The sequence below is a fragment of the Pseudomonas yamanorum genome (assembly GCF_013386765.1).
Lineage (GTDB): Bacteria > Pseudomonadota > Gammaproteobacteria > Pseudomonadales > Pseudomonadaceae > Aquipseudomonas > Aquipseudomonas yamanorum_A.
The window spans coordinates 111608-137469 of sequence record NZ_JACARE010000023.1; the positions used below are offsets into that span (position 1 = coordinate 111608).

The window sequence follows — 25862 nt, forward strand, 5'->3', positions numbered from 1 at the left end:
CATGTTCAAGATTCCGAAAGCGCTGTTCCTGCTCTCCGGCCTCACGCTGGCAATCGCCGCCCACGCGGCCGAAACCGTGACCATCGCCACCGTCAACAACAGCGACATGATCCGCATGCAACGCCTGTCCAAGGTGTTCGAGCAACAACACCCCGACGTGAAACTCAATTGGGTGGTGCTCGAAGAAAACGTCCTGCGTCAACGCCTCACCACCGACATCGCCACCCAGGGCGGCCAGTTCGATGTGCTGACCATCGGCACCTACGAAACCCCGCTGTGGGGCGCCAAGCACTGGCTGGAACCGATCACGCCACTGCCTGCCGGTTACGACGTGGACGACATCTTCCCGGCCGTGCGCCAGGGGCTGTCGGTGAACAACACCCTCTACGCCTTGCCGTTCTATGGCGAAAGCACCGTCACCTATTACCGCACCGACCTGTTCAAACAGGCCGGCCTGACGATGCCCGAGCATCCGACCTGGACCCAGTTGGGCGAGTTCGCCGCCAAGCTCAACCAACCCGCCAAGGACCAATACGGCATGTGCCTGCGGGGCAAGGCTGGCTGGGGTGAAAACATCGCGCTGCTGAGCACCATGGCCAACGCCTTTGGCGCCCGCTGGTTTGACGAGCAATGGAAGCCCGAGCTGACCAGCCCCGAGTGGACCGCGGCAGCCAACTTCTACGTTAACACCCTGAAGAACTACGGCCCGCCGGGCGTCTCCAGCAACGGTTTCAACGAAACCCTGGCGCTGTTCAACAGCGGCAAATGCGCGATCTGGGTCGACGCCAGCGTCGCCGGCTCGTTCACCACCGACAAAACCCAAAGCAAGGTGGCCGACAGCGTGGGCTTTGCCGCCGCACCCACCGAGGTCACCGACAAGGGCTCGTCGTGGCTGTACGCCTGGTCCCTCGCGATCCCAGCCACCTCCAAGCACAAGGACGCCGCCAAAGCCTTCATCACCTGGGCCACCTCCAAGGAATACATCCAGTTGGTGGCGGACAAGGACGGCATCACCAACGTGCCGCCGGGCACGCGCCAGTCCACCTACAACGCGGCGTACCTGGCCGCGGCGCCGTTCGCCAAGGTGACCTTGCAGATGATGCAACACGCCGACCCTGCGCACCCGTCGGCCAAGCCCGTGCCGTACGTGGGCATCCAATACGTGACGATCCCCGAGTTCCAGGCCATCGGCACCTCGGTGGGCAAGCTGTTTTCGGCGGCGCTCACCGGCGGCATGACCGTCGACAAGGCGCTGGCCGAGGCGCAGTCCACCACCGAGCGTGAAATGAAACGCGCCGGCTACCCGAAATAATCACCTTATGGACACCGTATTCATGAAACGACTGGAAGGTAAAAGCGCGCTGGTCACCGGCAGCGCCCGGGGCATTGGCCGAGCGTTTGCCCAGGCCTACATCAACGAAGGCGCCACCGTCGCCATCGCCGACATCAACCTGGAGCGGGCCCGGGCCACCGCCGCCGAGCTGGGCCCGATGGCTTACGCGGTGGCGATGGACGTCACCGACCAGGCCTCCATCGACGCCGCGATTGCCGCCGTGGTGGCGCAGGCCGGCAAGCTCGATATCCTGATCAACAACGCGGCCTTGTTCGACCTGGCCCCGATTACCGAGATCAGCCGCGACAGCTTTGACCGGCTGTTTTCGATCAACGTCGCCGGCACGCTGTTCACCTTGCAGGCGGCTGCCAAGCAGATGATCAAGCAGGGCCATGGCGGCAAGATCATCAACATGGCCAGCCAGGCCGGGCGCCGGGGTGAGCCGCTGGTGGCGGTGTACTGCGCGACCAAGGCGGCGGTGATCAGCCTCACGCAGTCGGCGGGGCTGAATTTGATCAAGCAGGGCATCAACGTGAATGCCATCGCGCCGGGCGTGGTGGACGGTGAACATTGGGACGGGGTGGATGCGATGTTCGCCCGGCATGAAGGGCTACCGCTGGGTGAGAAGAAAAAGCGCGTGGGGGCAGAGGTGCCTTATGGGCGGATGGGCACGGCTGAGGATTTGACTGGGATGGCGGTTTTTCTTGCGTCAAAGGATGCCGATTACGTGGTGGCACAGACCTATAACGTCGACGGTGGTAACTGGATGAACTGATGGCACTGGTCCGTTGCGGTGGTCGTCAATGATAGCGCGGGAGGCCTGATACTCCTCGGTGCTCTCAGGTTTTTCGCGAGCAAGCTTGCTCCTACAGCCGGCCCTGTGCTTTTGTGCGCATGCCAGAGGAGAACGCCAAAATGACCGTCCCGAAAACCGCTGTTGCCTCATTTGATGTCGATGCCCAGAAGAGTTTCACGCCGCTGTGCCCCGCTGAACTGCCGGTGGCCGGCGGCGACCAGATCGGTAGTGAACTCAACTATATGGCCAGCCTCGCCGGGCGCCGTGTGGGCAGCAAGGACGCCCACACCCCGCACGCGCCCTGGGTGGTCTCGCACCACAGCGAGATGCTGCAACCAACCGGCTTGGTGCATGCCGATGTCACCTGGGTGGCCCACTGCGTGCCCGGCACCGAGGGTTTCACGCTGCTGGACGAATTACCCACGCCCTATGACTACGACTACTTCATCTGGAAAGGCGTCGAGCCCGACCTGCATCCCTACGGCGCCTGCTTTCACGACCTCCACGACAAACTCTCCACCGGGGTCATTGAATACCTCAATGCCCAGGGCATTCGGCGCGTGATCGTCGGTGGCCTGGCGCTGGACTACTGCGTCAAGACCACCGTCTTGCAACTGTTCAAGGCCGGTTTCGAGGTGATCCTGCACTTGCCGGCGTGCCGGGGGATCAGCGAGGAGGGCGGCGTGGCAGCGGTTGACCACCTTGCACAAGTCGGCGTGATGATCAGCCGCAGCCGCGAAGAACTGGCCGCGATGGTTGTAGGAGCTGTCGAGCTTTAGCGAGGCTGCGAGGGGAGCGCTGCGGTGTGACCGGGGTACCGAGTCGCCTGTATCGCAGGCAAGCCAGCTCCTACATTTTGATTTGTGGATACATTCCAATGTGGGAGCTGTCGAGCTTTAGCGAGGCTGCGATGGGATCACCGCGGTGTGGCTGGGGTACCGAGTTGCCTGTATCGCAGGCAAGCCAGCTCCCACATTTTGATTTGTGGATACATTCCAATGTGGGAGCTGTCGAGCTTTAGCGAGGCTGCGATGGGATCACCGCGGTGTGACTGAGGCACCGAGTCGCCTGTATCGCAGGCAGCTCCCACATTTTGATTTGTGAATACATGCCAATGTGGGAGCTGTCGAGCTTTAGCGAGGCTGCGATGGGAGCGCTGCGGTGTGACTGAGCTACCGAGTCGCCTGTATCGCAGGCAAGCCAGCTCCCACATTTTGATTTGTGGATACATGCCAATGTGGGAGCTGTCGAGCTTTAGCGAGGCTGCGATGGGATCACCGCGGTGTGACTGAGGCACCGAGTTGCCTGTATCGCAGGCAGCTCCTACATTTTGATTTGTGGATACATTCCAATGTGGGAGCTGTCGAGCTTTAGCGAGGCTGCGAGGGGAGCGCTGCGGTGTGACTGAGGTACCGAGTCGCCTGTATCGCAGGCAAGCCAGCTCCTACATTTTGATTTGTAAATACATTCCAATGTGGGAGCTGTCGAGCTTTAGCGAGGCTGCGATGGGATCACCGCGGTGTGACTGGGGTACCGCGTCGCCTGCATCGCGGGCAAGCCCGGCTCCCACACTAGAGCTTCCTGCCCACTAATACTTCCTGCTCCTTCCCGGCACTGTTGACGTTGACCGTACGCGCCACACGCACGCGGTCACGGTCAAATTCACACACCACCCGGTCGCGAAACGCCGTCTGCGGGTAGATCCAGGTCATCTCCAGCGTCCCGGTATCCAGCCAGCGCGCACCGGCAACGATCTGCGCGTCCTTGAATTCATAACCGTGGTGCAACGCTCGACCCGGCATGCTGGTGGTGCCGGTGATCCAGCGATCAATCCCCACTTCAAGGACATGGCTGGCCTTGCTGTCGGTCAGTTGGAAGCGCAGCACATCGCCCTCAACGGCGAACGCCAGTTGCCGCACATCCAGGCCGTTCGGTTCTACCTGATAGCCACCAGTGAAATCCGCCGGTCCGGCGCAGGCTGAAAGCAAATCAGGCCGCAGCGCCATGCTCGCCAAACGCCCCTCCAACCGCGCATCCGCTTCAGGGTTGACGCTGCAATCACTGCCAAACGCCGCCGGAAAATGCCGCTCGACAAACGGGATCAGCTCTGCCGAATTCTTCATCCCGCCGATCACCACCAGTGTTGCGCCGTACTCACGAAACACCATCGCCATTTGCACAAACACACCCACGGCACTGAAGGCGTGTGCCGGCTTCATCATCCAGTGATAACCGTAGCGGCTGTCCGGCCCGCCTTGTGGCCGGGTGGCCGCGGCAACCCAGGCGGCCGGCAGAATCTGCTGGCCATTCCACACGCCGCCTTGTGCATGCAGCACGGCCAGCTTGAGCATGGCCGACGTAGGTGCCTTGAGCCCGTTACCGCCGGGGTTCACACCGTCGGGGCCGATGTCCCAGCGTTCGTTATGGATGTCCAGCGGCACAAATAGCCGCGGTTTGAGATAAGCGTGCAAGGTCTGCCCGGTGACCTTGTTGATCAGCGCCGAGAGCATGTAGCTCGCCGCACTGGTATAGACGTAGGTGGTGCCCGGCGCATAGGCCAGCGGGATCTTGAAAAACTCGGCAATCCAGCTGGTCTCGATCCCGCGCCACACGGAGCCCGAGGTATTGGCGGCGTGGCCGGTGCGCATGGTCAGCAGGTGCTCCACGGTCATGTCCGCCAGGCGCGGGTCGGCATCGGCCGGAACGAACTCGGGGAAGAACCCCACCAGCCGGTCTTCCAGCTTCAACAACCCTTCATCCAGGGCCAGGCCAATGGCGCAGGCGGTAAAGCTCTTGGCCACCGAGTGCAATACCCGTGGCTCGTTGGGGTCCACCGGCCAGCTCCAGCCTTCGGCGACCACCTGGCCGTGGCGGTGCAGCATCAGGCCTTGCAGGTCGAGGCCGGCCGCTTTCACTTCGTCGAGAAAGGCAATCAGGTGCTCGGGATCAACGCCGACACTGCTGGCGCTGGCGCGGGACAAACCATCGTAGGACATGGGCATAAACAGGCTCGTGGTGGGAGGGAAATCAACGGCTGCGGTGCACCAGCCGCGAATAGGAAATCAGCATGCTGGTCAGTTCCTGGCTGACGCTGGTGAGCGGTGATGAGCGGCGGCTGATCAGGCACACATCGCGGGGGGCCAGCGGCTCGTCGATGGCGATGGTGGTCAGGGCGCTGGAAAACAGCTTCATCCCCGGCAGCATGCGCGGCTCGATGGTCAGGTAGTCGGTTTCCGAGACGATGTGCAGGGTTTCCAGCAACGAATCGGTGGTGATCGCGATCTTCGGCGGCGCCAGGCCCTGGGTGCGGAACAGTTCGATCAAGCGGTTCTCCGCGCCGCCTACCACGCCGGCCGGGCGTACGCTGATCCACTGGCAGTCGGTGAGGGCTTGCACGGATTTTGCGTGGGCCTGCGGGTGGCCCTTGCGCGCAATGATGCCGGCGTTGGAGCTGTAGAGGCGGTCGATGGCCAGGTCGATATCGGCCACGTTGGGCGCCAGGGGGCACAAGACGAAATCCAGGCGCCCATCGCGGACTTTTTCCACCAGGCCTTTGGTCGTATCGCTGGCCACATGCACCTGCATGCGCGGGAAGCGCTGGGTGAAGTTGCTCAGTACCGGCAGCAGCAGCTCGGCCAAGGGTTCGGAGGTGACGCCCAGGGCGATATGGCCTTCGGGCTCGCCTTTCCAGGGTTGCAGGTCGAGCAGGGCGCGTTCGCAATCGAGCGTGATGGAGCGGGCGCGGGCCAGGAACACTTCACCGGCCGGGGTCAGGTTGATGCCCTGGTTGGAGCGTTGCAGCAGCACCACCCCGAGTTCTTTTTCCAGGGTCTGGATCGATTGGGTCAGGGTGCTTTGCGCCACATCCAGTTGGCGTGCGGCAGAGCGGAAGCTGCCTTTTTCAACCACGGAGCAGAACGCACGAAGATGGGTGAGGGTCATGACAGTCGACTCAGTCAGTGCTGCATTTAAACCATTGAATGCCAGCCAGCTTATCTGATGACTATAGGTGCGCACAGATCGGTATGAGTGATCACGATCATTATTTCTGATCGCAAAAACCGTCTGTTTTTCAGCTACAGGCCCTGATTTCTCGGTACGGTAAGGCCTGGGCAACCCACGGACGGTTGATGATCGGATAAACCGAGCCCGATCACTCGGAGCGTTCTTCTCAAGTTCATCCGGTGGCGAATAAGATCGGTCCAGGAACATTCGCAAACCGTAATCAGCGACTAAAACAACAACAACTATTCAGGTGTTCGGCCGTGCCTCTTTTTGGGTCCTGCCAGCGTCCGAACCCAAGCGTAAGGATCATTCAAGGTGCATTTATCATGAACAAGACTTTAATCCTGGCTGGCGCCTTGTCCGCCGCGCTGGTGGGCACTGCCCACGCCGAGAATCTGTTGAAGGTCGCGTTGAACGCCGACATTCGCAGCACCGAGCCAGGCGTCAACCGTGACACCAACTCCGACGCCGTCATCTTGCACATTACCGAAGGACTGGTGGCCTTCCGTGAAGATGCCACCGTCGGCCCACTGCTGGCCAAGGACGTGCAGGTGTCCGACGACGGCCTGCGCTACACCTTCCATCTGCGCAGCGGGGTCAAGTTCCAGAACGGTGCGCCGTTGACCTCCGCCGAAGTGCTGTGGACCTGGAAACACTACCTCGACCCGAAAACCCAGTGGCGCTGCGCCCCTGAATTCGATGGCCATGGCGGCGCCAAGATCGTCGACATGAGCGCCCCGGACCCACTCACCGTGGTGTTCACCCTGGACAAACCCAACGGCCTGTTCCTGACCAGCACCGCACTGCCGGAATGCGGCGGCAGCGGCATCCTGCACCCAGACTCGGTGGTCGACGGCCAATGGAAAACCCCCATCGGCACCGGCCCGTTCCGCCTGGGCGAGTGGAAGCCCGGCCAGTACATCGACCTGCTGCGCAACGCCCATTACACCCCGCGTGACGAGAAAGAACCGGACGGCTACACCGGCAATAAAACCACCACCCTCGACCGCGTACGCCTGCTGGTGATCCCCGACCCGGCGGCGGCCAAGGCGGCCTTGCTGTCGAAGAACGTCGACCTGCTGATTGACGTCACACCGCTGGACGCCACCGAACTGGCGGCCAACCCCGGCATCAAGGTCACCTCCAGCGGCACCATGTCGGTCAACGCGCTGTTGTTCCAGACCCGCGACCCGTTGCTCAAGGATGTGCGCCTGCGCCAGGCCATCGCCCATTCGCTGGATTCGGCGCAAATCGTCGCCGCCTTGACCGGTGGCCGCTCCCAGGCCAACAACTCGATGGTCGCCAGCGGCAGCCACTACCACCAGGCCATCGAGAACCAGGGCTTCGACTTCGACCCGGCCAAGACTGCCCAACTGCTGCGTGAAGCCGGCTATAAAGGCCAGCCGATCAAGCTGATCGTCAACAAACGCTACGCCGCGATCTTCGACATGGGCGTGTTCGTGCAAGCCATGGCCAAGGCCAGCGGCATCAACCTGGAACTGGAAACCCTGGAGTGGGGCACTCAGCTGGAGCGCTACCAGACCGGCAACTACCAGATGATGGCGTTCCCGTATTCCGAACGCCTCGACCCGGCCCTGAGTTTCGACTCGATGACCGGCGACAAGGACAAGGAAGCCCGCAAGGTCTGGGACAACCCCCAGGCCCAGGAATGGCTGCGTGAAGCCCAGCGCGAAGGCGACATCACCAAGCGCCAGGCGCTGTTTGATCAACTGCATCAGCAGATGCTCAAGGACGTGCCGATGATCCCGATGTACAACGGCAACGCCATCGCCGCCAGCCGCGACTATGTGCACGGCCTGCGCACCTGGCCGGTGTCCAAGCCGCGCCTGTGGACCGTCAGCGTGCCTGCCACCGGGAGTAACTGAGGATGTTGCGTTTCATCTTCCAACGGCTGGCGATGTCGATCCCGACCTTGCTGCTGATCTCGCTGATGGTGTTCGCGATCATCCGGCTGGTGCCCGGTGACCCGGCGCTGCTGATGCTGGGTGATATGGCCGACGCCCATAGCCTGGAGGTCGCGCGTGCGTCCCTGGGCCTGGACCAGCCGTTGCCGCTGCAGTTTGTGATCTGGCTCAAGGCGGTGCTCAGTGGCGACCTCGGGCATTCCATCACCACCAATGAGGCGGTGTTGCCGCTGATCCTTGACCGCTTCCAGGTGAGTGCCGGGATCGTGCTGGTCTCGGTGTTGCTCGCGGCGTTGATTGCGGTACCGGCCGGTTTGCTCTCGGCGTGGAAACAGAACAGCTCCCTGGACTTTGGCGTGGTGTCGACCGCCACCCTGTTGCTGTCGATCCCCAGCTTCTGGCTCGGCTTGCTGTTGCTCTATGCGTTCGGCATCAAGCTCGGCTGGTTGCCGGTGGTGGGGTATGTGTCGTTCGGCCAGTCGCCGTGGCAGGCGTTGAGTTTTATCGTGCTGCCGATTGTCACCCTGACCCTGGTGGAACTGGGCGCAATCACCCGCATGGCCCGGGCCAGTGCAATCGAAGTGCTGCGCCTGGAATACATCACCCACGCCCGGGCCAAGGGCCTGTCGGAGCGGGCGGTGTTGTGGCGGCATGCGCTGCGCAACTCGTTTGCGCCGACCCTGACCCTGATCGGCCTGATCCTCGGCAACCTGCTCAGCGGCATCGCGGTGCTCGAAACGGTGTTCACCCTGCCGGGCATCGGCCGGCTGATGGTCGACGCCATCTACGCCCGGGACTACCCGGTGCTGCAAGGCTGCCTGCTGCTGGTGACCTTTGTTTATGTGCTGGTCAACCTGTTGGTGGACCTGCTGTACCCGCTCTTCGACCCCAGGGTTAAGTTATGAATAAGCCTCTACCTGCCGCACCCGAGGTGCTGTTGCCGGCACCGGCGCGTGCCCCCAGGGCCTGGCGTGTGCCGCCGTTGAACGCGCTGATCGGTGCGCTGCTGCTGGCCTTGTTGTTGATCATGGCCTTGCTCGGCCTGGTCTGGACGCCCCATGACCCGTTGGCCCTGAACCTGTTGGCGCGCTTGCAGGCGCCCACGGCCGCGCACTGGCTGGGCACCGATGAGTACGGCCGTGATGTGCTGAGCCGCCTGATGATCGGCGCGCACACCAGCCTGTGGGTGAGTGTGTTGACGGTCACGCTGGCGATCACCGCCGGCACGGTGCTGGGCCTGCTGGCCGGGTTCCTGCGGGGCTGGGTCGACCGTGGCTTGATGATGGTCAACGATGCGTTGCTGGCGTTTCCCGGCATCCTGCTGGCCCTGGGCTTGATGGCGATCATCGGCCCGAGCCTCTACGGGATCGTGTTTGCGCTGAGCCTGGCCTACACGCCGTCGGTGGTGCGAGTGGTGCGCGGCACGGTGCTGTCGCTGCGCGAGAAAGAGTTTGTCGAGGCCTCGCGGGTGATCGGCAACTCCGAGCTGTACACCATGCTGCGGCACATCGCGCCGAACTGCGTGGCACCGGTGTGCGTGCTCGCCACCAGCATGTTCGGCTGGGCGATCCTGGCGGAAAGCTCCCTGAGTTTCCTCGGCCTGGGCGTTCCGCCGCCGGCCGCCACCTGGGGCAACATGCTCGCCGCCAGCCGGCCGTATATCGCCACGGCCAGTTGGCTGGGGCTGTTTCCCGGTGTCTGCATCGCCATGGCGTTGCTGGCGTTCAACCTGTGTGGCGATGCCTTGCGCGATCGTCTCGACCCGCGGATGAGTAAATGACCATGACTGACATCCTTCTGGCAGTCGACCAGCTGAAAATCCGCGTGGGGGCCCACGGCCCGCTGGCGGTCAACGACCTGAGCTTCACCATCGCGCCCGGCGAAATCGTGGCGCTGGTGGGCGAGTCCGGCAGCGGCAAGACCATGGCTGCCCGCGCCGCCATCGGCCTGCTGCCACCGCCCCTGGAACAATGCAGCGGCCAGGTGCGTTTCCAGGGCCATGACCTGGGCAGCCTGGCGCCGGAGCAACTGCGCCAGTTGCGCGGGGCGAAGATCGGCATGGTGTTCCAGGAACCCATGGTGTCCCTCAACCCCTCCATGAGCATCGGCGAGCAAATGGCCGAGGGCCTGCGCCTGCACACCAGGCTGACCGAGGCGCAGATCCGCGAACGCAGCCTGGAGATGCTCGGGCATATCGGCATCAAGGACGCCGAGCGTTGCCTGGCGGCGTTTCCCCACGAGTTCTCCGGCGGCATGCGCCAGCGCATCATGCTCGCCTCGGTGATGCTGCTGCGCCCGGCGTTGCTGATTGCCGACGAGCCCACCACGGCCCTCGATTGCCTGGCGCAACTGGACGTGTTGAAGCTGATGCTCGACCTGACCCGCGAGCAGGGCACCGCGATCCTGTTTATCAGCCACGACCTGTCGCTGGTGGCGCGCTACGCCGACAAAGTGGTGGTGATGCGCGAAGGCCGCGCGGTGGAGCAGGGCACCATCGAGCAGATCCTGCTGGCGCCCAAGGCCGAGTACACCCGGCAACTGCTGGAGGCCCTGCCGCGGCGCGGCACTCTGGCAGCCTTGCCCAAGGCAGACCGGCCGTTGCTCACGGTCAAGGACGTGTGCATCGAACACCCTGGGCCGCGCAGCCTGTGGGGCCGCAGCCAGTTCAAGCGGGTGGTGCACTCGGCCAACCTGTCCATCGCCCCCGGGGAAACCCTGGCGCTGGTGGGTGGCAGCGGCTCGGGCAAGACCACCCTGGGCCGCGCGATTGTCGGCCTGAACAGCCCGTGTTCCGGTGCCATCGAGTTTGAAGGCGTGGACATTCTCAAAGCCGGCAACCGCGACCATCGCCTGCAATGCCAGATGATTTTCCAGGACCCGTATTCGTCCCTCGACCCGCGCATGAAGATCGGCGACATCCTCGCCGAACCCCTGCGCCATGTGCCCGGCATGACGCCGGCGCAACGGCGGGAGCGGGTGGCGAAAACCCTGGTGGACATTGGCCTGGCGGAGCAGTTTGTCGACCGCTTCCCGCACCAGTTGTCCGGTGGCCAGCGCCAACGCGTGGCCATCGGCCGGGCACTGGTGCGTCACCCGCGCCTGGTGATCGCCGATGAGCCGATCTCGGCGCTGGACATGACCATCCAGAAGCAGATCCTCGAGCTGTTCGAACGCCTGCAGGCGCAGTACGGCTTTGCCTGCCTGTTCATCTCCCACGACCTGGCTGCGGTGGAACGCATCGCCCACCGGGTGGCGGTAATGAGCGAGGGCAGGGTGGTGGAAATGGGCGCTCGCGACGAGATCTTCGACCGCCCGCAACACCCTTACACCCGCAAGCTGCTGGCCGCCGCCAGCCCCTTGGAGAAACTTGAAAACGGGGGCTACCGCATCCGCCAGGGCCCCGTACCGCTAGCGCTGTAACCCAGGACTGACGTCACCCGCCGCGCAAATCACTGATTTGCGCGAACGGCGAAGCCATGCCCGAAGAACAATAAAAACACCAACCCCCACCACACTGCCAGGAGCTAAAAAAATGAAAAAATCCCTGACTCAACTCATCACCGGCGTCGGCGTTGTCAGCAGCGGGCTGGTCCCGTCACTGGCCCACGCAGACTTCATCAAGGACAGCAGCGGTACGCTGGAATTGAAGAACTATTACTTCAACCGTGACTACCGAGAAGCGGCGTCCCAGTCGATGCGCGCCGAGTGGGCCCAAGGTTTTATCCTCGGCATCAAGTCCGGTTTCACCGAAGGCACCGTGGGCTTCGGCCTGGACCTGACCGGCATGCTGGGGGTGAAACTCGACTCCAGCCCTGGGCTGTCCGGTACGGGCTTGCTGCAGCGTGACAGCGACAAAAACGTCTCTGACGATTACTCCAAACTGGGCGTAACCGCCAAGGCGCGCTTCGCAAAAAGCGAGCTGCGTGTGGGTTACCTGGTGCCGGACCTCCCGATCCTGCAACCCAACACCAGCCGGCTGTTCCCGCAGTCCTTCAGCGGCACCCAGTTGGTGTCCAACGACATCAGCAACTTGAAAATCACCCTCGGCCAGATCGACCAGGCCAAGGACCGTGACTCCACCAACTACGAAGACATGAAGCTGACCACGGTGAGCAAGGTCTACAAAAGCACCGCCCTGAGCGACCAGTTTCGCTTTGCCGGTGGCGACTATTCGCTGACCCCCAACACCTTGCTCAGCTACCACTACGCTGCGCTGGACAGCATCTACCAGCAGCAATACGTGGGCTTCAAGAACAACTTCGGCCTGGGGCCGGGCACGTTGAAAACCGACGTGCGCTACTTCAAGTCCGACAAGGACGGTGCGGGCCTGGCGGGCAAGGTCGACAACAGCGCGTTGAGCAGCCGCCTGACCTACACCTACGGCGGCCACAGCATTGGCGGCGGCTTCCAGCAGCAATACGGCACCACGCCGTTTACTTACCTGGACGGCTCCATCACCTACCTGTTCACCGAGTACCAGTTCAGCAACTTCACCCAGACCAAGGAACGTGCCTGGCACGCCCGCTATGACTACAACTTTGCCGACCTCGGTTTGCCGGGCCTGCTGTTCGGGATCAAGTATGCCAAGGGTGATTCGGCCGAGGTGCTCGGCTTCAACCGCGAAGGCCGCGAGTGGGAGCGCGACCTGGACCTGGGTTACGTGGTGCAGAACGGGCCTTTCAAAGGCGTGTCGATGCGCTGGCGCAACGCGCTGAGCAAAGGCAACTACTTCAACGACGTTAACGAGAACCGCGTGATGCTGGGCTACACCCTGGCGCTCTGGTAACCACCCACTGTGGGAGCGGGCTTGCCCGCGATTGCGGTGGGTCAGTCACGCAATAGGCTGGCTGACCCACCGCTATCGCAGGCAAGCCAGCTCCCACACTGATCGGATTACCAGATCGAGATAGCCCTGGCCGCCCTTACAGACGATCACGCCGGCTCGTTAATATTTCTTCAGCGTTCATCACTCGAATATCGAGATTTCCGGTTTATGAAACTTAAATCACACCCCTTGCTGCAAGCGACACAAGGTACCCACAGGCACGTGGACAGTGAGCATTACGGTGCAATGGGTGCAGGTCGAAAAATCTATATCCAGGCGGCGTTGCATGCCGACGAAACCCCGGCGCTGCTGGTAGCCGCGCACCTGCGCCGGCAACTGGTGGAACTGGAAAATGCCAACCGCCTGAATGCCGAGATCGTGCTGGTGGCCGTGGCCAACCCTACGGGGCTGAGCCAATACATCATGGGCGCGCCCAGCGGGCGTTTCGAGCTGGGCAGCGGGCGCAATTACAACCGGGGTTTTCCGGTGCCATACCCGGCGATTGCCGACAAGATTGAACACCTGCTGGGCCAGGACATCGACGCCAACCGCCAACTGATCCGCCAGGCCTGGGGCGAATGCCTGCTGGACGCGCAGCCGCTGGACGAATTCCAGTCCCTGCAACGTACCCTGATGCTGCTGGCCCACGACGCCGATATCGTGCTGGACCTGCACTGCTCCCGTGAAGCCGCGATGCACGTGTACACCGGTGAAGCGGTGTGGGCGACGGTGGAACCACTGGCGCGCTATATCGGTTCCGAAGCCTCGTTGCTGGCCACCGACTCCCAGGCCAACTCGTTCGATGAGGCGCTGTACCTGCTGTGGGTCAACTTGCGCGAGCGGTTTGGCGACCGGTTCCCGATACCCGACAGCAGCGTGGCGGTGACCGTTGAGCATCGTGGCCAGCGGGATGTGTCCTATGAGCTGGCGCAGCATGACGCCACGGCAATTATTGACTACCTGACTCACCTGGGCGCGATTGAAGGCACGCCCCGGCCATTGCCGGCCCTGCGCAACCCGGCGACGCCATTGGCCGGCAGTGAGCAGTTTTATGCGCCGTGCGCCGGGGTGCTGGTGCACCGGGCGGCGGTGGGCAGCCGCATCGAGGCGGGGCAGGCGTTGTTCGATATTGTTGACCCCCACAGTGGGCAGGTCACCACAGTCAACAGCCACAACACTGGCGTGCTCTACATGCGCCGCGACGTGCGCTTCGTCAAACCCGGCGATCCGCTGGGGCGTGTATCCGGTGCCACACCGATTCGCAGCGGCAAGCTACTCAGCGCCTGACGCAGGACAAGTGTGGGAGCTGGCTTGCCTGCGATAGCGGCGGCACATTTGACATCAATGCCGCCTGATACACCGCCATCGCAGGCAAGCCAGCTCCCACATTGGCGCTGCGTTGTTCATTCATTATTTATTTGGCAGGACATCGCTCATGCACTCCAACCCGGCAATTACCCTCGAAAACCAATTCTGCGCCCACAACTATTCCCCCTTGCCGGTGGTGATCGTCAAGGGTGAGGGCGTCTGGGCCATTGGTGACGATGGCAAGCGCTACCTGGACATGATGTCGGCCTATTCCGCCGTCAGCCACGGCCATGTCCACCCGCGTATCCGCGCCGCCGCCGTGGCGCAGATCGACAAGATCAGCGTGGTGTCCCGGGCGTTCTACAGCGAACCCCTGGGCAACTTCCTCAAGACCCTGTGCCGCATCACGGGCTTTGACTCGGCCCTGCCGATGAACAGCGGCGCCGAAGCCGTGGAAACCGCGATCAAGGCCGCCCGACGCTGGGGTTATCGAATCAAGGGCATCGCGGCCAACCAGGCCAACATCGTGGTGGCCGACAACAATTTCCACGGCCGCACCTCGACCATTGTCGGTTTCTCGTCAGAGCCCGACTACAAGGCCGACTTCGGCCCGTTCTGCAACGGCTTCACCGAGGCGCGCTTCGGTGATATCGAGAGTTTTCGCCAGGCCATCACCGCCGACACCTGCGCGGTGCTGATCGAACCGATCCAGGGCGAGGCCGGCATTCGCGTGCCGCCGGCCGGTTTCCTGCGGGCACTGCGCCAACTGTGCGACGAGACCAACACCTTGCTGATCCTCGATGAGATCCAGTCCGGCCTGGGCCGCACCGGCAAGTGGTTCGCGTTCCAGCACGAAGGCATCCGCCCCGACGCATTGATCCTCGGCAAAGCCCTGGGCGGCGGGATCATGCCGGTGTCGGCGTTTGTCGCCGATCACTCGATCATGGATCTGTTTGACGCCGGCAGCCACGGCTCGACCTTCGGCGGCAACCCGCTGGCGGCGGCCATTGGCCTGGAAGCGCTGAAGGTGCTGGAAGAGGAGGGCTTGATCGACAACAGCGCGCAACTGGGCCATTACCTGGTGGAGCGCCTGAAGGCGATGGACTCGCCGGCCATTCGCGAGATTCGCGGGCGTGGCTTGTGGGTCGGCGTGGAGCTGGATCGCGATGCACGGCCAATCTGCGAAGCGCTGCTGGCCGAAGGATTGCTGACCAAGGAAACCCACGAAAACGTACTGCGCATCGCGCCGCCGTTATCCATTACCCGAGAAGAACTGGACTGGGGCCTTGAGCGTATCGAGCGGGTATTCAAACAGCTTGCCTGACCACGCCCTTTTACGTAGCAGCTGTCGAGCGAAGCGAGGCTGCGTTCGAGGACGAAGTCCTCGCCGGGTTCACGGCCGCTTCGCCGCCGGACGCAGCCTCGCTTCGCTCGACAGCTGCTACGACTTACCCAGATTTGAGTGTTCCGCATGACTGATTTTCTAAATCACTTGAATGTCGACCAGCAGCGCTTCGCCTACATCGACCTGCACCGACTGCTGACCCCGGCGCAACTCCAGCGGCTGCCGTATTCCGTGCGCATCCTCCTGGAAAACATCGCCCGCTGTGCCCCGGCGTCACTGCCCCAGGTAGTGGCGCGGGCCATCGGCGAAGGGCCGGATTGCGAAGTGCCGTTCCAGCCCAACCGGCTGATGTTCCACGACACCACGTGCCTGCCGGCCCTGGCGGATTTCGCCGGGATGCGCGATGTGGTGGCGGAACTGGGCGGCGATCCCCGGGCGGTCAACCCGTCGATCCCGGCGGTGCTGACCATCGACCATTCGGTGATAGTCGAGCATTACGCCGAGGCGGGCGCGGTGGACGCCAACCTGGACATCGATTTTCGCCGCAACAGCGAGCGCTACCGCTTTATCAAGTGGGCCCAGGCCAGCCTCGACAACTTCAAGGTGATCCCGCCGGGCACCGGGATCATTCACCAGATGAACATGGAGTCCATCGCCCAGGTGGTGTGGGAAAGCGCGCCACGCGACGGCCATGTGCTGTTGCACCCCGACTGCATGGTCGCCACCGACAGCCACACCCCAATGATCAATGCCATCGGCGTGCTGGGCTGGGGCGTCGGCGGGCTGGAAGGCCAGGCGGCGATGCTCGGTGAGCCGGTGCCGATTCCTTACCCGCAGGTGGTGGGCATTCGCGTGACCAACGCCTTGCGCGACGGCGTGACCGCCACAGACCTGGCGTTGACGGTGACTGAACTGTTGCGCCGGCGCAGCATGGTCGGCAAGTTCGTCGAGTTCACCGGGCCGGGCCTGGCCTCCCTGAGTTGGGCGGCGCGGGGCACGGTGGCAAACATGGCGCCGGAGTACGGCGCCACCGTGGTGTTTTTCCCGTTTGATGACGAGACGCTGGCGTACCTGAACCTGAGTGCGCGCCCGCAAGCCTTGATCAACAAGGTCTCGGCATACATGGCGGCGCAGTCGCTGTGGCGCCGGGAGTATGATCCCGAGCCGCTGTTCGATGAGTTGATCGAGCTGGACCTGGCACAGGTGGAGCCGAGCGTCGCCGGCCCCCATCAACCCCATCAGCGCCAGTCCCTGGCGGACGCCGGGGCTTCGTTTCATCAGCACGTGAGCGCCGACAAACAGGTGTTTTTCGAGCCGTCGTTCCAGGTGCCGATTACCCATGGCGCAGTGGTGATGTCGGCGATCACCAGCTGCACCAACACCGCCAACCCGGCGCAGATGATCCAGGCCGGGCTGTTTGCCCGCAATGCCCGCGCCCGTGGGCTGACGCGCAAACCGTGGGTCAAGACGTCGCTGTCGCCGGGCTCGCGGGTGGTGGCCGATTACCTCGAAGCCGCCGGCTTGCTGGAGGATTTTGCCGCACTGGGTTTCGACCTGGCCGGCTTTGGTTGCATGACCTGCATCGGCAATTCCGGCAGCCTTGAACGCCATGTCGAGACCTTCGCCGAACAGGGCTTGAAAGGCGTGGTGGTGCTTTCGGGCAATCGCAACTTCGAAGGCCGGGTCAACCCGAAAGTCCCCGCTGGTTACCTCGCATCGCCCGCGTTGTGCGTGGCCTATGCGATTGCCGGCAGCATCGACATCGACCTGTCGACCCAGCCGCTGGCGATGGACGCCCACGGCCAGCCGGTGTTCCTGCATGAGCTGATGCCCGGCGAAGCCGATGTGGCCGCGCAAGTGGCGGCGGTGGTGCGCCCGGCGCTGTTCCGGCAGCGTCAGCAACTGCTGTGGCAAGGCACTCACCATTGGCAGGCGCTGGAGGCCGACGCCAGCGTGCAGTTCGCCTGGCACCCGGACTCCACCTACCTGCGCCGCCCGCAGTACCTTGCCGAGGTAGCGCCGTTGCCGGCCGCTTCGTTGTCCATCCGCCATGCCCGGGCGTTGGTGGTACTGGGGGACAACGTCACCACCGACCATATCTCCCCGGCGGGCACGATCCCGGCCGACAGCCTGGCCGGCCAGTGGCTGCGGGAGCGCGGCGAAGCGCTGGCGGACCTCAATCAGTATTCGACCCGACGCAGCAACCATCAAGTGATGGTGCGCGGCGCCTTCACCAACCCGCGCCTGAACAACCTGCTGAACCCCGACCAACCCCCGCGCCAGGGCGTCTGGGCGTGGAATGCCGACCGCAGCGACTACCTGCCGCTGTACCTCGCCGCACAAAGCTATGCGGGTACGCCGACGGTGCTGTTTGCCGGGATCAACTACGGTGCCGGCTCCAGCCGCGACTGGGCGGCCAAGGTCCTGACCCTGCTGGGGATCAAGGCGGTGGTGGCCCGCAGTATCGAGCGGATCCATCGCAGCAACCTGATCGGCATGGGCGTGTTGCCGCTGGTGTTTGATGAAGGCGCGACAGTGCAGGACTTGCACCTCGATGGCGGTGAGTCCCTGAGCTTCCTCGGCCTGGATCACTTGCAGGTCGGCGAGAACCCGATCACCTTGCTGATTGAACGTGCCAACGGCGAAACCACGCACACCGCGCTGACCTTGCGCCTCGACTCGTTGCAAGAGGTTGGTTACCTTGAACACGGCGGCGTCTTGCCCTTTGTCATTCGCAAGACCGTGCAAAGAACCGTTCAAGGAGCGCGTAATGATTGACCCGCAGGTACTGCAACAACTGGCCCCCGAGGGTGTGCTCAAAGCCGCCATCAACTTCGGCAACCCGGTGCTGGCCCAGCGCGGCGAGGGCGGCGAGCCCCAGGGCGTGTCGGTGGCACTGGCCAAGGCCCTGGCCGATGAGCTGGGTGCAAGGCTTGAACTGATCACCTTTGAAGCAGCCGGCAAGGTCTTCGCCGCGTTGGCCGATGACCTCTGGCGGGTGGCTTTCCTGGCCATCGAGCCGGTGCGCGAGCGGGAAATTGCCTTCAGCGCGCCCTACGTGATCATCAAGGGCACCTGCCTGGTGGCGGTGGACTCACCCTTGACCCACGTCGCGCAGCTGGACGCTCCCGGCCAACGCATCGCCGTCGGCCAGGGCGCAGCGTACGACCTGTACCTGAGCCGCACGGTGCAACACGCCGAATTGGTGCGCGCGCCCACCTCGGCGGGCGCCGTAGACCTGTTTATCGAGCAAGGCTTGAACGCAGCGGCCGGGGTTCGCGATTACCTGCGCACCCGGGTCGATGAGCGCCGGCGCCTGCTGGACGATGATTTCATGAGCATCAGCCAGGCCGTCGCGGTACCGGTGGCGCACACAGCCGCTGCCGCGTTCGTCAAATCCTTTGTCGAACGGCAGAAAGCGAATGGCTTGGTAAAACAGGCGTTGTCGCGCAGTGGGCAAAGCCCGGAACTGGCGGCGCCTTAGAGACGGCGCAGGAACGATTTGACGATCTGCTGGGTGGCCTGTGTGGTGTCCAGGTCGTCCAGGCGCGTGTAGGGATGCCACTGGCATTCCTTGATTTCACTCAGAGGCCGGGCCTCATCGATATTCACCACTGACGCCTCGAACACATGGTGCAGCGTGTCGCTGGCCTTCAGCTCCTGCAATAACAGCAAACCGTCCACGTTCAGCCCGGTTTCTTCTTCCAGTTCCCGCGCGGCGGCGCCCGCCGGCCGCTCGTCGCGCTCGACCTTGCCACCGGGCAGTGCCCATTTCGATCGGGCTTTACGCACGAACAGGATGTGCCCGTCGTGCTCGCAAATCACCGTGGCCCTTATTTTCATCGTCTGTGCCCCTGCAGTTGGATGAATGTCATAAAAGTGTAATGCAATTGTCATGCTCAGTCTTTATCCGGCAGGGTGGAGAGGGGGCCGGAAAACACCGATACTGCGCCATCGAAAAAAACTCACCTGAAGGAGATGCAGATGAACACCGTACGCTGGGGCATGATCGGCTGTGGCGATGTCACTGAACTCAAGAGTGGACCCGCTTTCTACAAGGCGCCAGGTTCCGCGCTGGTGGCCGTGATGGGGCGCCGCGAGGAAGCTGCGCGCGATTATGCGGCACGCCATGGTATCGCCCGGTTCTACACCGACGCCCAGGCGCTGATCGACGACCCGGAAGTGGACGCGGTCTATATCGCCACGCCGCCCGACAGCCACCTCGAATACAGCCTGATGGTGGCCGCCGCCGGCAAGCATTGCTGTGTCGAGAAACCCATGTCGCTGAACGCCGAGCAAAGCGCGTTGATGCAGCGCACCTTCGAACAGGCCGGGCTGCACCTGTTTGTGTCCTACTACCGGCGCTCCCTGCCGCGTTTCCAGCAGGTGCGGGACTGGCTGCAGGCCGGGCGCATCGGCGAGTTGCGCCATCTGACGTGGACCTTGTGCAAGCCGCCGTCCGAGGACGATGCCAGCAGCGCCAACTGGCGTACCGACCCGCTGATCGCCGGCGGCGGGTATTTTGCCGATCTCGCCAGCCACGGTTTTGACCTGTTCCAGTACCTGGCCGGGGATATCGTCGATGTGGCCGGTTTCACCGCGCGCCAGGCCGGGCGGTATGCCGCCGAGGATGCCGTGACCGCCTGCTGGACCTTCGCCTCGGGCGCGCTGGGCATGGGCTGCTGGAACTTTGTTGCCGACCGTCGCGAGGATTGGGTGGAACTGATCGGCAGCAAGGGCCGCATCACCTTCTCGGTATTCGATGAGGCACCGTTGCGCCTTGAGGCCGAGACCCGCGAGGAGCTGACGGTGCCTAACCACGCGCATATCCAGTGGCATCACGTGCTGGCAATGAATGCGCATATTCGTGGCGAGAGCAAACACCCGGCGCTGGCGATCGAGGCGTTGAAGACCGACCGGGTCATGGACCGGGTGCTACAACGTAACCCCAACCTGGCTGTTTAACCGTGCTTGAATGTTCTCTTTTAAAGGAATGAGCAGATGAAATGGAACGCAGCCTGGATGGGTTTGTGGCTGATATTGGCGGGTGCCGCGACGGCAGCGCCGCGGGCCCAGAGCCAGGCCGGGGAATTTGATTTTTATGTGTTGTCGCTGTCCTGGTCGCCGACCTTCTGCCTGACTCACCCGGACGACCAGCAATGTTCGGGCAAGGGTTATGGTTTTGTCCTGCACGGGCTGTGGCCGCAGTACGCGAAAGGCGGCTGGCCGGCGTCCTGTGCGCCGCAGTCGCGTCTGTCGGATGCCGATTTCGCCAAGGGCAAGACACTGTTTCCGTCGCCCAAGCTGCTGCGGCATGAGTGGGCCAAGCACGGCACTTGCAGCGGCCTCGAGGCTTCGGCCTATCTGGACAAGACCGATGCGGCGCTGGGCGTGGTCAAGATCCCGCAGAAGCTTGAGCCCTTCAATGTGCCCAGTGGCCTGGCTGCGCGGGACATCGAAGCGTTGTTTCGCGAGAGCAACCCGGCCATGGGCAACCATGGCCTGGCTGTGATCTGCAAGGGCGCGGTGCTGACCGAAGTGCGGGTGTGCCTGACCAAGGACCTGGCGTTTGCCGGCTGCCCGCGCAGCGTCAAGAGCCAGTGCCGGGACGGTGACATCCGTATCCCCACCCAGCGCTAAGGGGACTCAGGCGGGCCCATAGCCTTTATGGGTCTGCTCGATCTCTTCCACCAAGCGGTCGATTCCCGCCAGGCGCGCCCGGTTGTCATGGTCCCAGGGGTGAAATCCGGGCTTGAAGTAATGCAGCCACGGCAGTGCCATGCGCGGGAACACGCCCTTGGGCCCGTACAGAAACTTGAGCATCCGCCAGAAGCCTTTCAAATGCCCGCCCGAACGTCGGTCGGCAAACAGCAGGCGCAGGTGGAAATCGAAGATCACCAACCAGAAGAGCAGCGTGGTGGTCAGCATGGTGCCGGTGCGCAGCAAGTACCGCTTGGGCCCGGGCTTGATCACGCTGTTCCACACATCAAACGCCACCGCCTTGTGCTCGGTTTCCTCGAGGGCATGCCAGTACCACATCTGCTGGTAACCCTTGACCGAATCACCAAACCGCGACGGGTCGCTGAGGAGGATTTCCGCGAGCATCGCGGTGTAGTGCTCCAGGGCAATGGTGACCGCCAGGTTGAACGAGGCGGGCATGTATTTCTTCTGCGCGTCGAGGATCATCTTCAGCCGACGGTCGAGGGTATTCGCCGGCAGCCCTGCGGCTTGCAGCAGATCGTTGTAGGCCACGTGCTCGCGGCTGTGCATGGCTTCCTGGCCAATGAACCCCTGGATTTCTTTCTTCAGTTGCGGGTCTTCGATGCGCTGGCGGTAATGGCGCACGCTGTCCATGAAGAACAGTTCGCCCTGGGGAAACAGCAACGAAAGCGCATTGAAGAAGTGGGTAATGAACGGGCCTTGTTCGTGCCAGTTCTTGATGCGTTCGGCCGGCAAGGCAAAACGGAGGTCGCGGCGAATCGGCAGCATGGTCGGTACTCCAGTTCAGAGACGTTGCTCTTCGTTGGTTTCAAGGACGGGTGAGGGCGCGCTGCGTTGTTTGGGCGCCATGCGTTTGCTGGCGAGCACCACCAATGCTTGATAGGCGGCCGGCAGGCAGCGGGCGAGCAGGTCCAGGAAGTAGGCGTCGCGGCCGATCAGCACGCGGCGTTTGTTTTTGCGTACGCCATTGAGGATCACTTTGGCGGCCTGGTCGGCGTCGGTGATGAACAGTTTTTCGAAGTCGGCCCGGGCCTGTTGTTCGCTGTGGATCAGAAAGCCGGTCATGTTCGCGTCGATCCGGCTGCTGCGGCAGATGTCGGTGCGGATCCCGCCGGGGTGCACGCAGGTGGCCGAGACCCCGCTTTGTTGCAGGTCGAGTTCCTGGCGCAGGGATTCGGTAAAGCCGCGCACGGCGAACTTGGTGGCGTTGTAGCCGCTCATGCCCGGCTGGGCGAACAGGCCGAACACGCTGGAGGTGTTGACCACATGCCCGGCGCCGCTGGCCTTGAGGTACGGCAGGAACGCCTTGGTGCCATACACCACGCCCCAGAAGTTGATGCCGACGATCCATTCAAGGTCGGCGTAGTCCACGCCTTCGACGGTGCTCGACAGGGCGACCCCGGCGTTGTTGAAGATCAGGTTGACCTGGCCATGATCAACGGCGCAGCGGGCGGCCCAGTCCTCCATGGCCTGGCGATCGGAAACGTCGACGATCTGCGAGGTGACCCGCACCGGCGCCAGGACCTGGGCCTTGATCAACGCAACCGTCTCCTCCAGGCCCTGGCTGTTTTTATCCGCCAGCGCCAGGTGGCAACCCTCGCGCGCCAACGCCAATGCCAGCGCGCGCCCCATGCCCGAAGCCGCACCGGTAATCGCCGCCACGCGGCCGTTGAATGACTTCATGACAGGCTCCCTTCAGGGGCGGTGTGGGGCGGCGTCGAAGCAGGGCGCGGTGTGGACGGCACCGGCACCCGGCTGGCGACGTAGTCCTTGAGGGCAAAGTGCCGGGTGACCTGCTTGAAACGCCAGGTCGAGCCGGGCCACAGCGTGGTGTTCTTGCCGGTGCGCGGGTCCAGGTACCAGCTCTTGCAGCCGCCGGTGGACCAGATGGTGCGCTGGAGTTTTTCCTGCAGCCTGGCGTTGTAGGCCAGTTCCACTGTCGGCTTGACGTCCACCGTGGCGATGCGATGGCGCTGCATCTGTTGCAGGGCGTCGAGGATGTAGGTGACCTGGGCCTCGATCATCAGGATCATCGAGTTATGCCCCAGCCCGGTGTTGGGCCCGACGATCAGGAACAGGTTCGGATAGCCTGGCACCGTGGTGCCCAGGTAGGCGTGGGCGCCGTCTTGCCAGGTGTCCATCAGGTCGATGCCATGCCGGCCGATGATGCAGTTGCGGGGCAGGGGATCGGTGGCCTGGAAGCCGGTGCCGAAGATGATGCAATCGGCCGGGTGCTTGATGCCGTCGGCGGTGATCACCCCGTCGGCCTCGATGCGCTGCACGTTGTCGGTCACCACCTGCACGTTGCTGCGCGACAGCGCCGGGTAGTAGTCGTTGGAGATCAGCACGCGCTTGCAGCCGATGGTGTAGTCCGGCGTCAGGGTCTTGCGCAGGGAAGGGCGGGCCACTTGTTTGTGCAGGTGGCGCACGGCGATTTTCTGCACCATTTTCATCAGGCCCGGGTGCCGGGCAAAGCCCACCACGCGGCCTTCCAGTGCCCAGTAGAACGCGCCGCGCATCAGGCGCTGGGTGAAGGGCAGGTGCTTGAACGCCCAACGTTCGACGCGTGAAATCGGCCGGTCGGGTTTGGGCATGATCCACGGCGGGGTGCGCTGGAACAGGTCCAGATGGGCCACCTGCGGCGCGATCTGCGGCACGAACTGGATGGCACTGGCGCCGGTGCCGATCACCGCCACGCGTTTGCCCTTCAACGAATACTCGTGGTCCCACTGCTGGGAGTGGAAGCGCTTGCCCTTGAAGCTGTCCAGGCCGGGAATGTCCGGCAGCGCCGGGCGCGACAGGCCGCCCATTCCCGATACCAGCACCCGCGCGCTGACCTGGCGGCCATTGCTGAAGGTCAGGCTCCAGTGCTGTTGCGCCTCATCAAACACGGCCTTCTCCAACCCCATGCCAAAGCGCAGGAACGGCGCCAGCTCGAAGCGTTGGGCGCACTGCTCCAGGTACGCGCGAATCTCCGCCTGGGGCGCGAATTGCCGCGTCCAGTGCGGGTTCGGTGCAAAGGAAAACGAATAGACATGGGATTGCACGTCGCAGGCGCAACCGGGGTAGTGGTTGTCCCGCCAGGTGCCGCCGAGGGAGTCGGCTTGCTCGGCAATAAAGAAGTCATTGAAGCCGGCTTCCTTGAGTTTGATCGCCATGCACAGCCCGGCAAATCCGGAACCGATGATGGCGATGTCGACAGTGTCGTGGGCATTCATAGGCTGTCCCTCGTGGGCTGATGGCGCCTGACGGGTTTCGACATCGGATGTGCTCCTTGTTTTTGTTTTGGCTTTTTAGATAGAACACCATTGCAAAGGAAAATTGAATTAATTATTTTAAAAAAGATTTTAAATAATCTACCTGAAAATATCGTCTAGGCTACGATCCAGTTCCTAATGTGCGACTTATCCGACGGACGAGGGCTTTTACGCACGCAGTCAAGGTCCAGGGTATGGACGATGCCGAGGTCCTGACCAATCCCGGTCAGGCCGCCGGCTGCAGGGATGCAGAGGAACCGAGCTATGGCTGTCGAATGGTTTGTCGCTGCGGGCGTGTGTGTAGGGTTAAGCGTAGTGTTGTGGGGCTTCAGTGCCCGGATGACACGGCGTATAGAAGCCGCTGTTCCGATCAACGGGCGCTTCCTGGAGATCAACGGCGAGCGCTTTCATTATGTAGACGAGGGCAAGGGCCCGCCGCTGGTGATGATCCACGGGCTGATGGGCAGCAGTCGCAACCTGACGTATGCCTTGTCTGCCCGATTGCGCGAGCATTTTCGGGTGATCACCCTGGATCGTCCGGGGTCGGGTTATTCCACCCGGCATGCCGGCACCGCCGCCGACCTGCCTGGCCAGGCCCGGCAGGTCGCGAGTTTCATCAAGACGCTGGACCTGGAAAAGCCACTGGTGCTGGGCCACTCACTGGGCGGGGCGATTTCCCTGGCGCTGGCGCTGGACCATCCCCACGCGGTGTCCGGATTGATCCTGGTGGCGCCGCTCACTCATCCCCAGCGTATGTTGCCGCTGGTATTTATGTCATTGGCGATACGCCCCGGATGGTTGCGGCGCTTCATGTCCCACACCCTCACCATGCCCATCGGCCTGCTGACCAAAGGCTCGGTGGTCAAGGGTGTGTTCGCTCCCGACCCAGCCCCGGAAGACTTCGCCACGCGTGGCGGCGGCTTGCTGGGCATGCGGCCCGACAACTTCTACGCCGCCTCCACCGAGATCAACCTGGTCAACGATTTCCTGCCGGACATGGTTAAGCGCTACCCGCAGCTGACTTTGCCGATCGGGCTGATCTATGGCGCGCAGGACAAGGTGCTGGACTTCCGCAAACACGGCCAGGCCCTGGCCAGCCTGGTGCCGGGCCTGAAGCTGCAGTTGGTGGAAGGGCGCGGGCATATGTTGCCGATCACCGCCCCCGAGCGTGTCGCGGCGGTGGTGGAGCAGGTGGCCAGGCGCGTCCGGCCACCGGAGAGCGCCACGGTTTTGCATCCGCCGTTTGCGTTGGCGAGTAAATAATTGTGCGACTGAACACGCGGTTCTACGCCGTCAATGCTTGCCCTAGACGCCTGACCAATCGGCTGAAAAAGAGACTGCCCGGTC

At 63.1% G+C, this 25862-nt stretch carries 21 protein-coding genes; 15 read left to right on the plus strand and 6 right to left on the minus strand.

All coding sequences use genetic code 11. From position 1 onward, the window contains the following. The first annotated feature begins 1 nt into the window (after window position 1). From HX875_RS19065 to HX875_RS19075, 3 genes are all read left to right on the plus strand, one after another. The gene (locus HX875_RS19065) at window positions 2-1312 is read left to right on the plus strand and encodes an ABC transporter substrate-binding protein (RefSeq protein WP_177044612.1); all 1311 of its coding nucleotides are present in this window, start codon (window positions 2-4) and stop codon (window positions 1310-1312) included. Window positions 1313-1334: 22 nt separating this feature from the next. Further along, the gene (locus tag HX875_RS19070; protein ID WP_177044614.1) at window positions 1335-2108 is read left to right on the plus strand and encodes an L-iditol 2-dehydrogenase; all 774 of its coding nucleotides are present in this window, start codon (window positions 1335-1337) and stop codon (window positions 2106-2108) included. Window positions 2109-2248: 140 nt separating this feature from the next. Continuing rightward, window positions 2249-2908 carry a nicotinamidase gene (locus HX875_RS19075; RefSeq protein ID WP_177044616.1) on the plus strand — a complete coding sequence of 220 codons (660 nt, stop codon included), beginning with the start codon at window positions 2249-2251 and terminating at the stop codon, window positions 2906-2908. A gap of 792 nt (window positions 2909-3700) precedes the next feature. Here the strand turns inward: HX875_RS19075 and HX875_RS19080 are convergent. After that, a complete protein-coding gene (locus HX875_RS19080) occupies window positions 3701-5131 on the minus strand; it encodes a serine hydrolase domain-containing protein (protein ID WP_177044618.1) in 1431 nt (476 codons plus the stop codon). A gap of 25 nt (window positions 5132-5156) precedes the next feature. Then, window positions 5157-6071, minus strand: coding sequence for a LysR substrate-binding domain-containing protein (locus HX875_RS19085; protein ID WP_177044620.1), 915 nt, complete (start codon window positions 6069-6071; stop codon window positions 5157-5159). Between the two features lie 389 nt (window positions 6072-6460). On the opposite strand from HX875_RS19085, the gene HX875_RS19090 reads away from it, so the two are divergent. The 9 genes from HX875_RS19090 to HX875_RS19130 all read left to right on the plus strand — a co-directional run bounded on the left by HX875_RS19090 (window position 6461) and on the right by HX875_RS19130 (window position 19021). After that, window positions 6461-8020 (plus strand): ABC transporter substrate-binding protein, encoded by a 1560-nt coding sequence (locus HX875_RS19090; RefSeq protein ID WP_177044622.1) that lies wholly within the window; start codon window positions 6461-6463, stop codon window positions 8018-8020. Between the two features lie 2 nt (window positions 8021-8022). Further along, window positions 8023-8964 carry an ABC transporter permease gene (locus HX875_RS19095; protein ID WP_003208135.1) on the plus strand — a complete coding sequence of 314 codons (942 nt, stop codon included), beginning with the start codon at window positions 8023-8025 and terminating at the stop codon, window positions 8962-8964. Beyond that, on the plus strand, window positions 8961-9839 hold the full coding sequence (locus HX875_RS19100) for an ABC transporter permease (protein WP_003208137.1): 879 nt from the start codon (window positions 8961-8963) through the stop codon (window positions 9837-9839). Before HX875_RS19095 ends, HX875_RS19100 begins: the two co-directional genes overlap by 4 nt. Further along, entirely contained in the window at window positions 9836-11479 is a 1644-nt protein-coding gene (locus tag HX875_RS19105) for an ABC transporter ATP-binding protein (protein WP_177044624.1), read from the plus strand. Before HX875_RS19100 ends, HX875_RS19105 begins: the two co-directional genes overlap by 4 nt. Before the next feature lie 112 nt (window positions 11480-11591). Next, window positions 11592-12845, plus strand: coding sequence for an OprD family porin (locus HX875_RS19110; RefSeq protein ID WP_177044626.1), 1254 nt, complete (start codon window positions 11592-11594; stop codon window positions 12843-12845). Window positions 12846-13052: 207 nt separating this feature from the next. Continuing rightward, a complete protein-coding gene (locus tag HX875_RS19115; RefSeq protein WP_177044628.1) occupies window positions 13053-14171 on the plus strand; it encodes a succinylglutamate desuccinylase/aspartoacylase family protein in 1119 nt (372 codons plus the stop codon). 148 nt (window positions 14172-14319) lie between these two features. Next, a complete protein-coding gene (gene rocD, locus HX875_RS19120) occupies window positions 14320-15516 on the plus strand; it encodes an ornithine--oxo-acid transaminase (protein ID WP_177044631.1) in 1197 nt (398 codons plus the stop codon). Between the two features lie 147 nt (window positions 15517-15663). Next, a complete protein-coding gene (gene acnA, locus HX875_RS19125; RefSeq protein ID WP_177044633.1) occupies window positions 15664-18315 on the plus strand; it encodes an aconitate hydratase AcnA in 2652 nt (883 codons plus the stop codon). Further along, the gene (locus tag HX875_RS19130) at window positions 18308-19021 is read left to right on the plus strand and encodes a transporter substrate-binding domain-containing protein (protein ID WP_177044634.1); all 714 of its coding nucleotides are present in this window, start codon (window positions 18308-18310) and stop codon (window positions 19019-19021) included. Before acnA ends, HX875_RS19130 begins: the two co-directional genes overlap by 8 nt. On the opposite strand, the gene HX875_RS19135 is transcribed toward HX875_RS19130, so the two are convergent. Continuing rightward, window positions 19018-19380: an NUDIX hydrolase gene (locus tag HX875_RS19135; RefSeq protein WP_177044636.1), complete on the minus strand. Its 363-nt coding sequence runs from the start codon at window positions 19378-19380 to the stop codon at window positions 19018-19020. The genes HX875_RS19130 and HX875_RS19135 overlap by 4 nt on opposite strands. A gap of 141 nt (window positions 19381-19521) precedes the next feature. Here HX875_RS19135 and HX875_RS19140 point away from each other — a divergent pair, with 141 nt between their 5' ends. Both HX875_RS19140 and HX875_RS19145 read left to right on the plus strand, forming a co-directional pair. Further along, the gene (locus HX875_RS19140) at window positions 19522-20502 is read left to right on the plus strand and encodes a Gfo/Idh/MocA family protein (protein WP_177044638.1); all 981 of its coding nucleotides are present in this window, start codon (window positions 19522-19524) and stop codon (window positions 20500-20502) included. A 36-nt stretch (window positions 20503-20538) separates the two neighbouring features. Next, a complete protein-coding gene (locus tag HX875_RS19145; RefSeq protein ID WP_177044640.1) occupies window positions 20539-21177 on the plus strand; it encodes a ribonuclease T2 family protein in 639 nt (212 codons plus the stop codon). Between the two features lie 6 nt (window positions 21178-21183). Here the strand turns inward: HX875_RS19145 and HX875_RS19150 are convergent, their stop codons facing one another. Genes HX875_RS19150 through HX875_RS19160 form a run of 3 tightly spaced genes read right to left on the minus strand, consistent with a single transcriptional unit; the run spans window position 21184 to window position 24476 of the window. Next, the gene (locus HX875_RS19150) at window positions 21184-22026 is read right to left on the minus strand and encodes a metal-dependent hydrolase (RefSeq protein ID WP_177044642.1); all 843 of its coding nucleotides are present in this window, start codon (window positions 22024-22026) and stop codon (window positions 21184-21186) included. 15 nt (window positions 22027-22041) lie between these two features. After that, entirely contained in the window at window positions 22042-22941 is a 900-nt protein-coding gene (locus HX875_RS19155) for an SDR family NAD(P)-dependent oxidoreductase (protein ID WP_177044644.1), read from the minus strand. Continuing rightward, a complete protein-coding gene (locus tag HX875_RS19160) occupies window positions 22938-24476 on the minus strand; it encodes a flavin-containing monooxygenase (RefSeq protein WP_177044646.1) in 1539 nt (512 codons plus the stop codon). The genes HX875_RS19155 and HX875_RS19160 overlap by 4 nt, the downstream gene beginning before the upstream one ends. Window positions 24477-24779: 303 nt before the next feature. Here HX875_RS19160 and HX875_RS19165 point away from each other — a divergent pair, with 303 nt between their 5' ends. Continuing rightward, window positions 24780-25778, plus strand: a complete 999-nt coding sequence (locus tag HX875_RS19165) for an alpha/beta fold hydrolase (RefSeq protein ID WP_177044648.1) — start codon at window positions 24780-24782, stop codon at window positions 25776-25778. The last annotated feature ends 84 nt before the right edge of the window (window positions 25779-25862 follow it).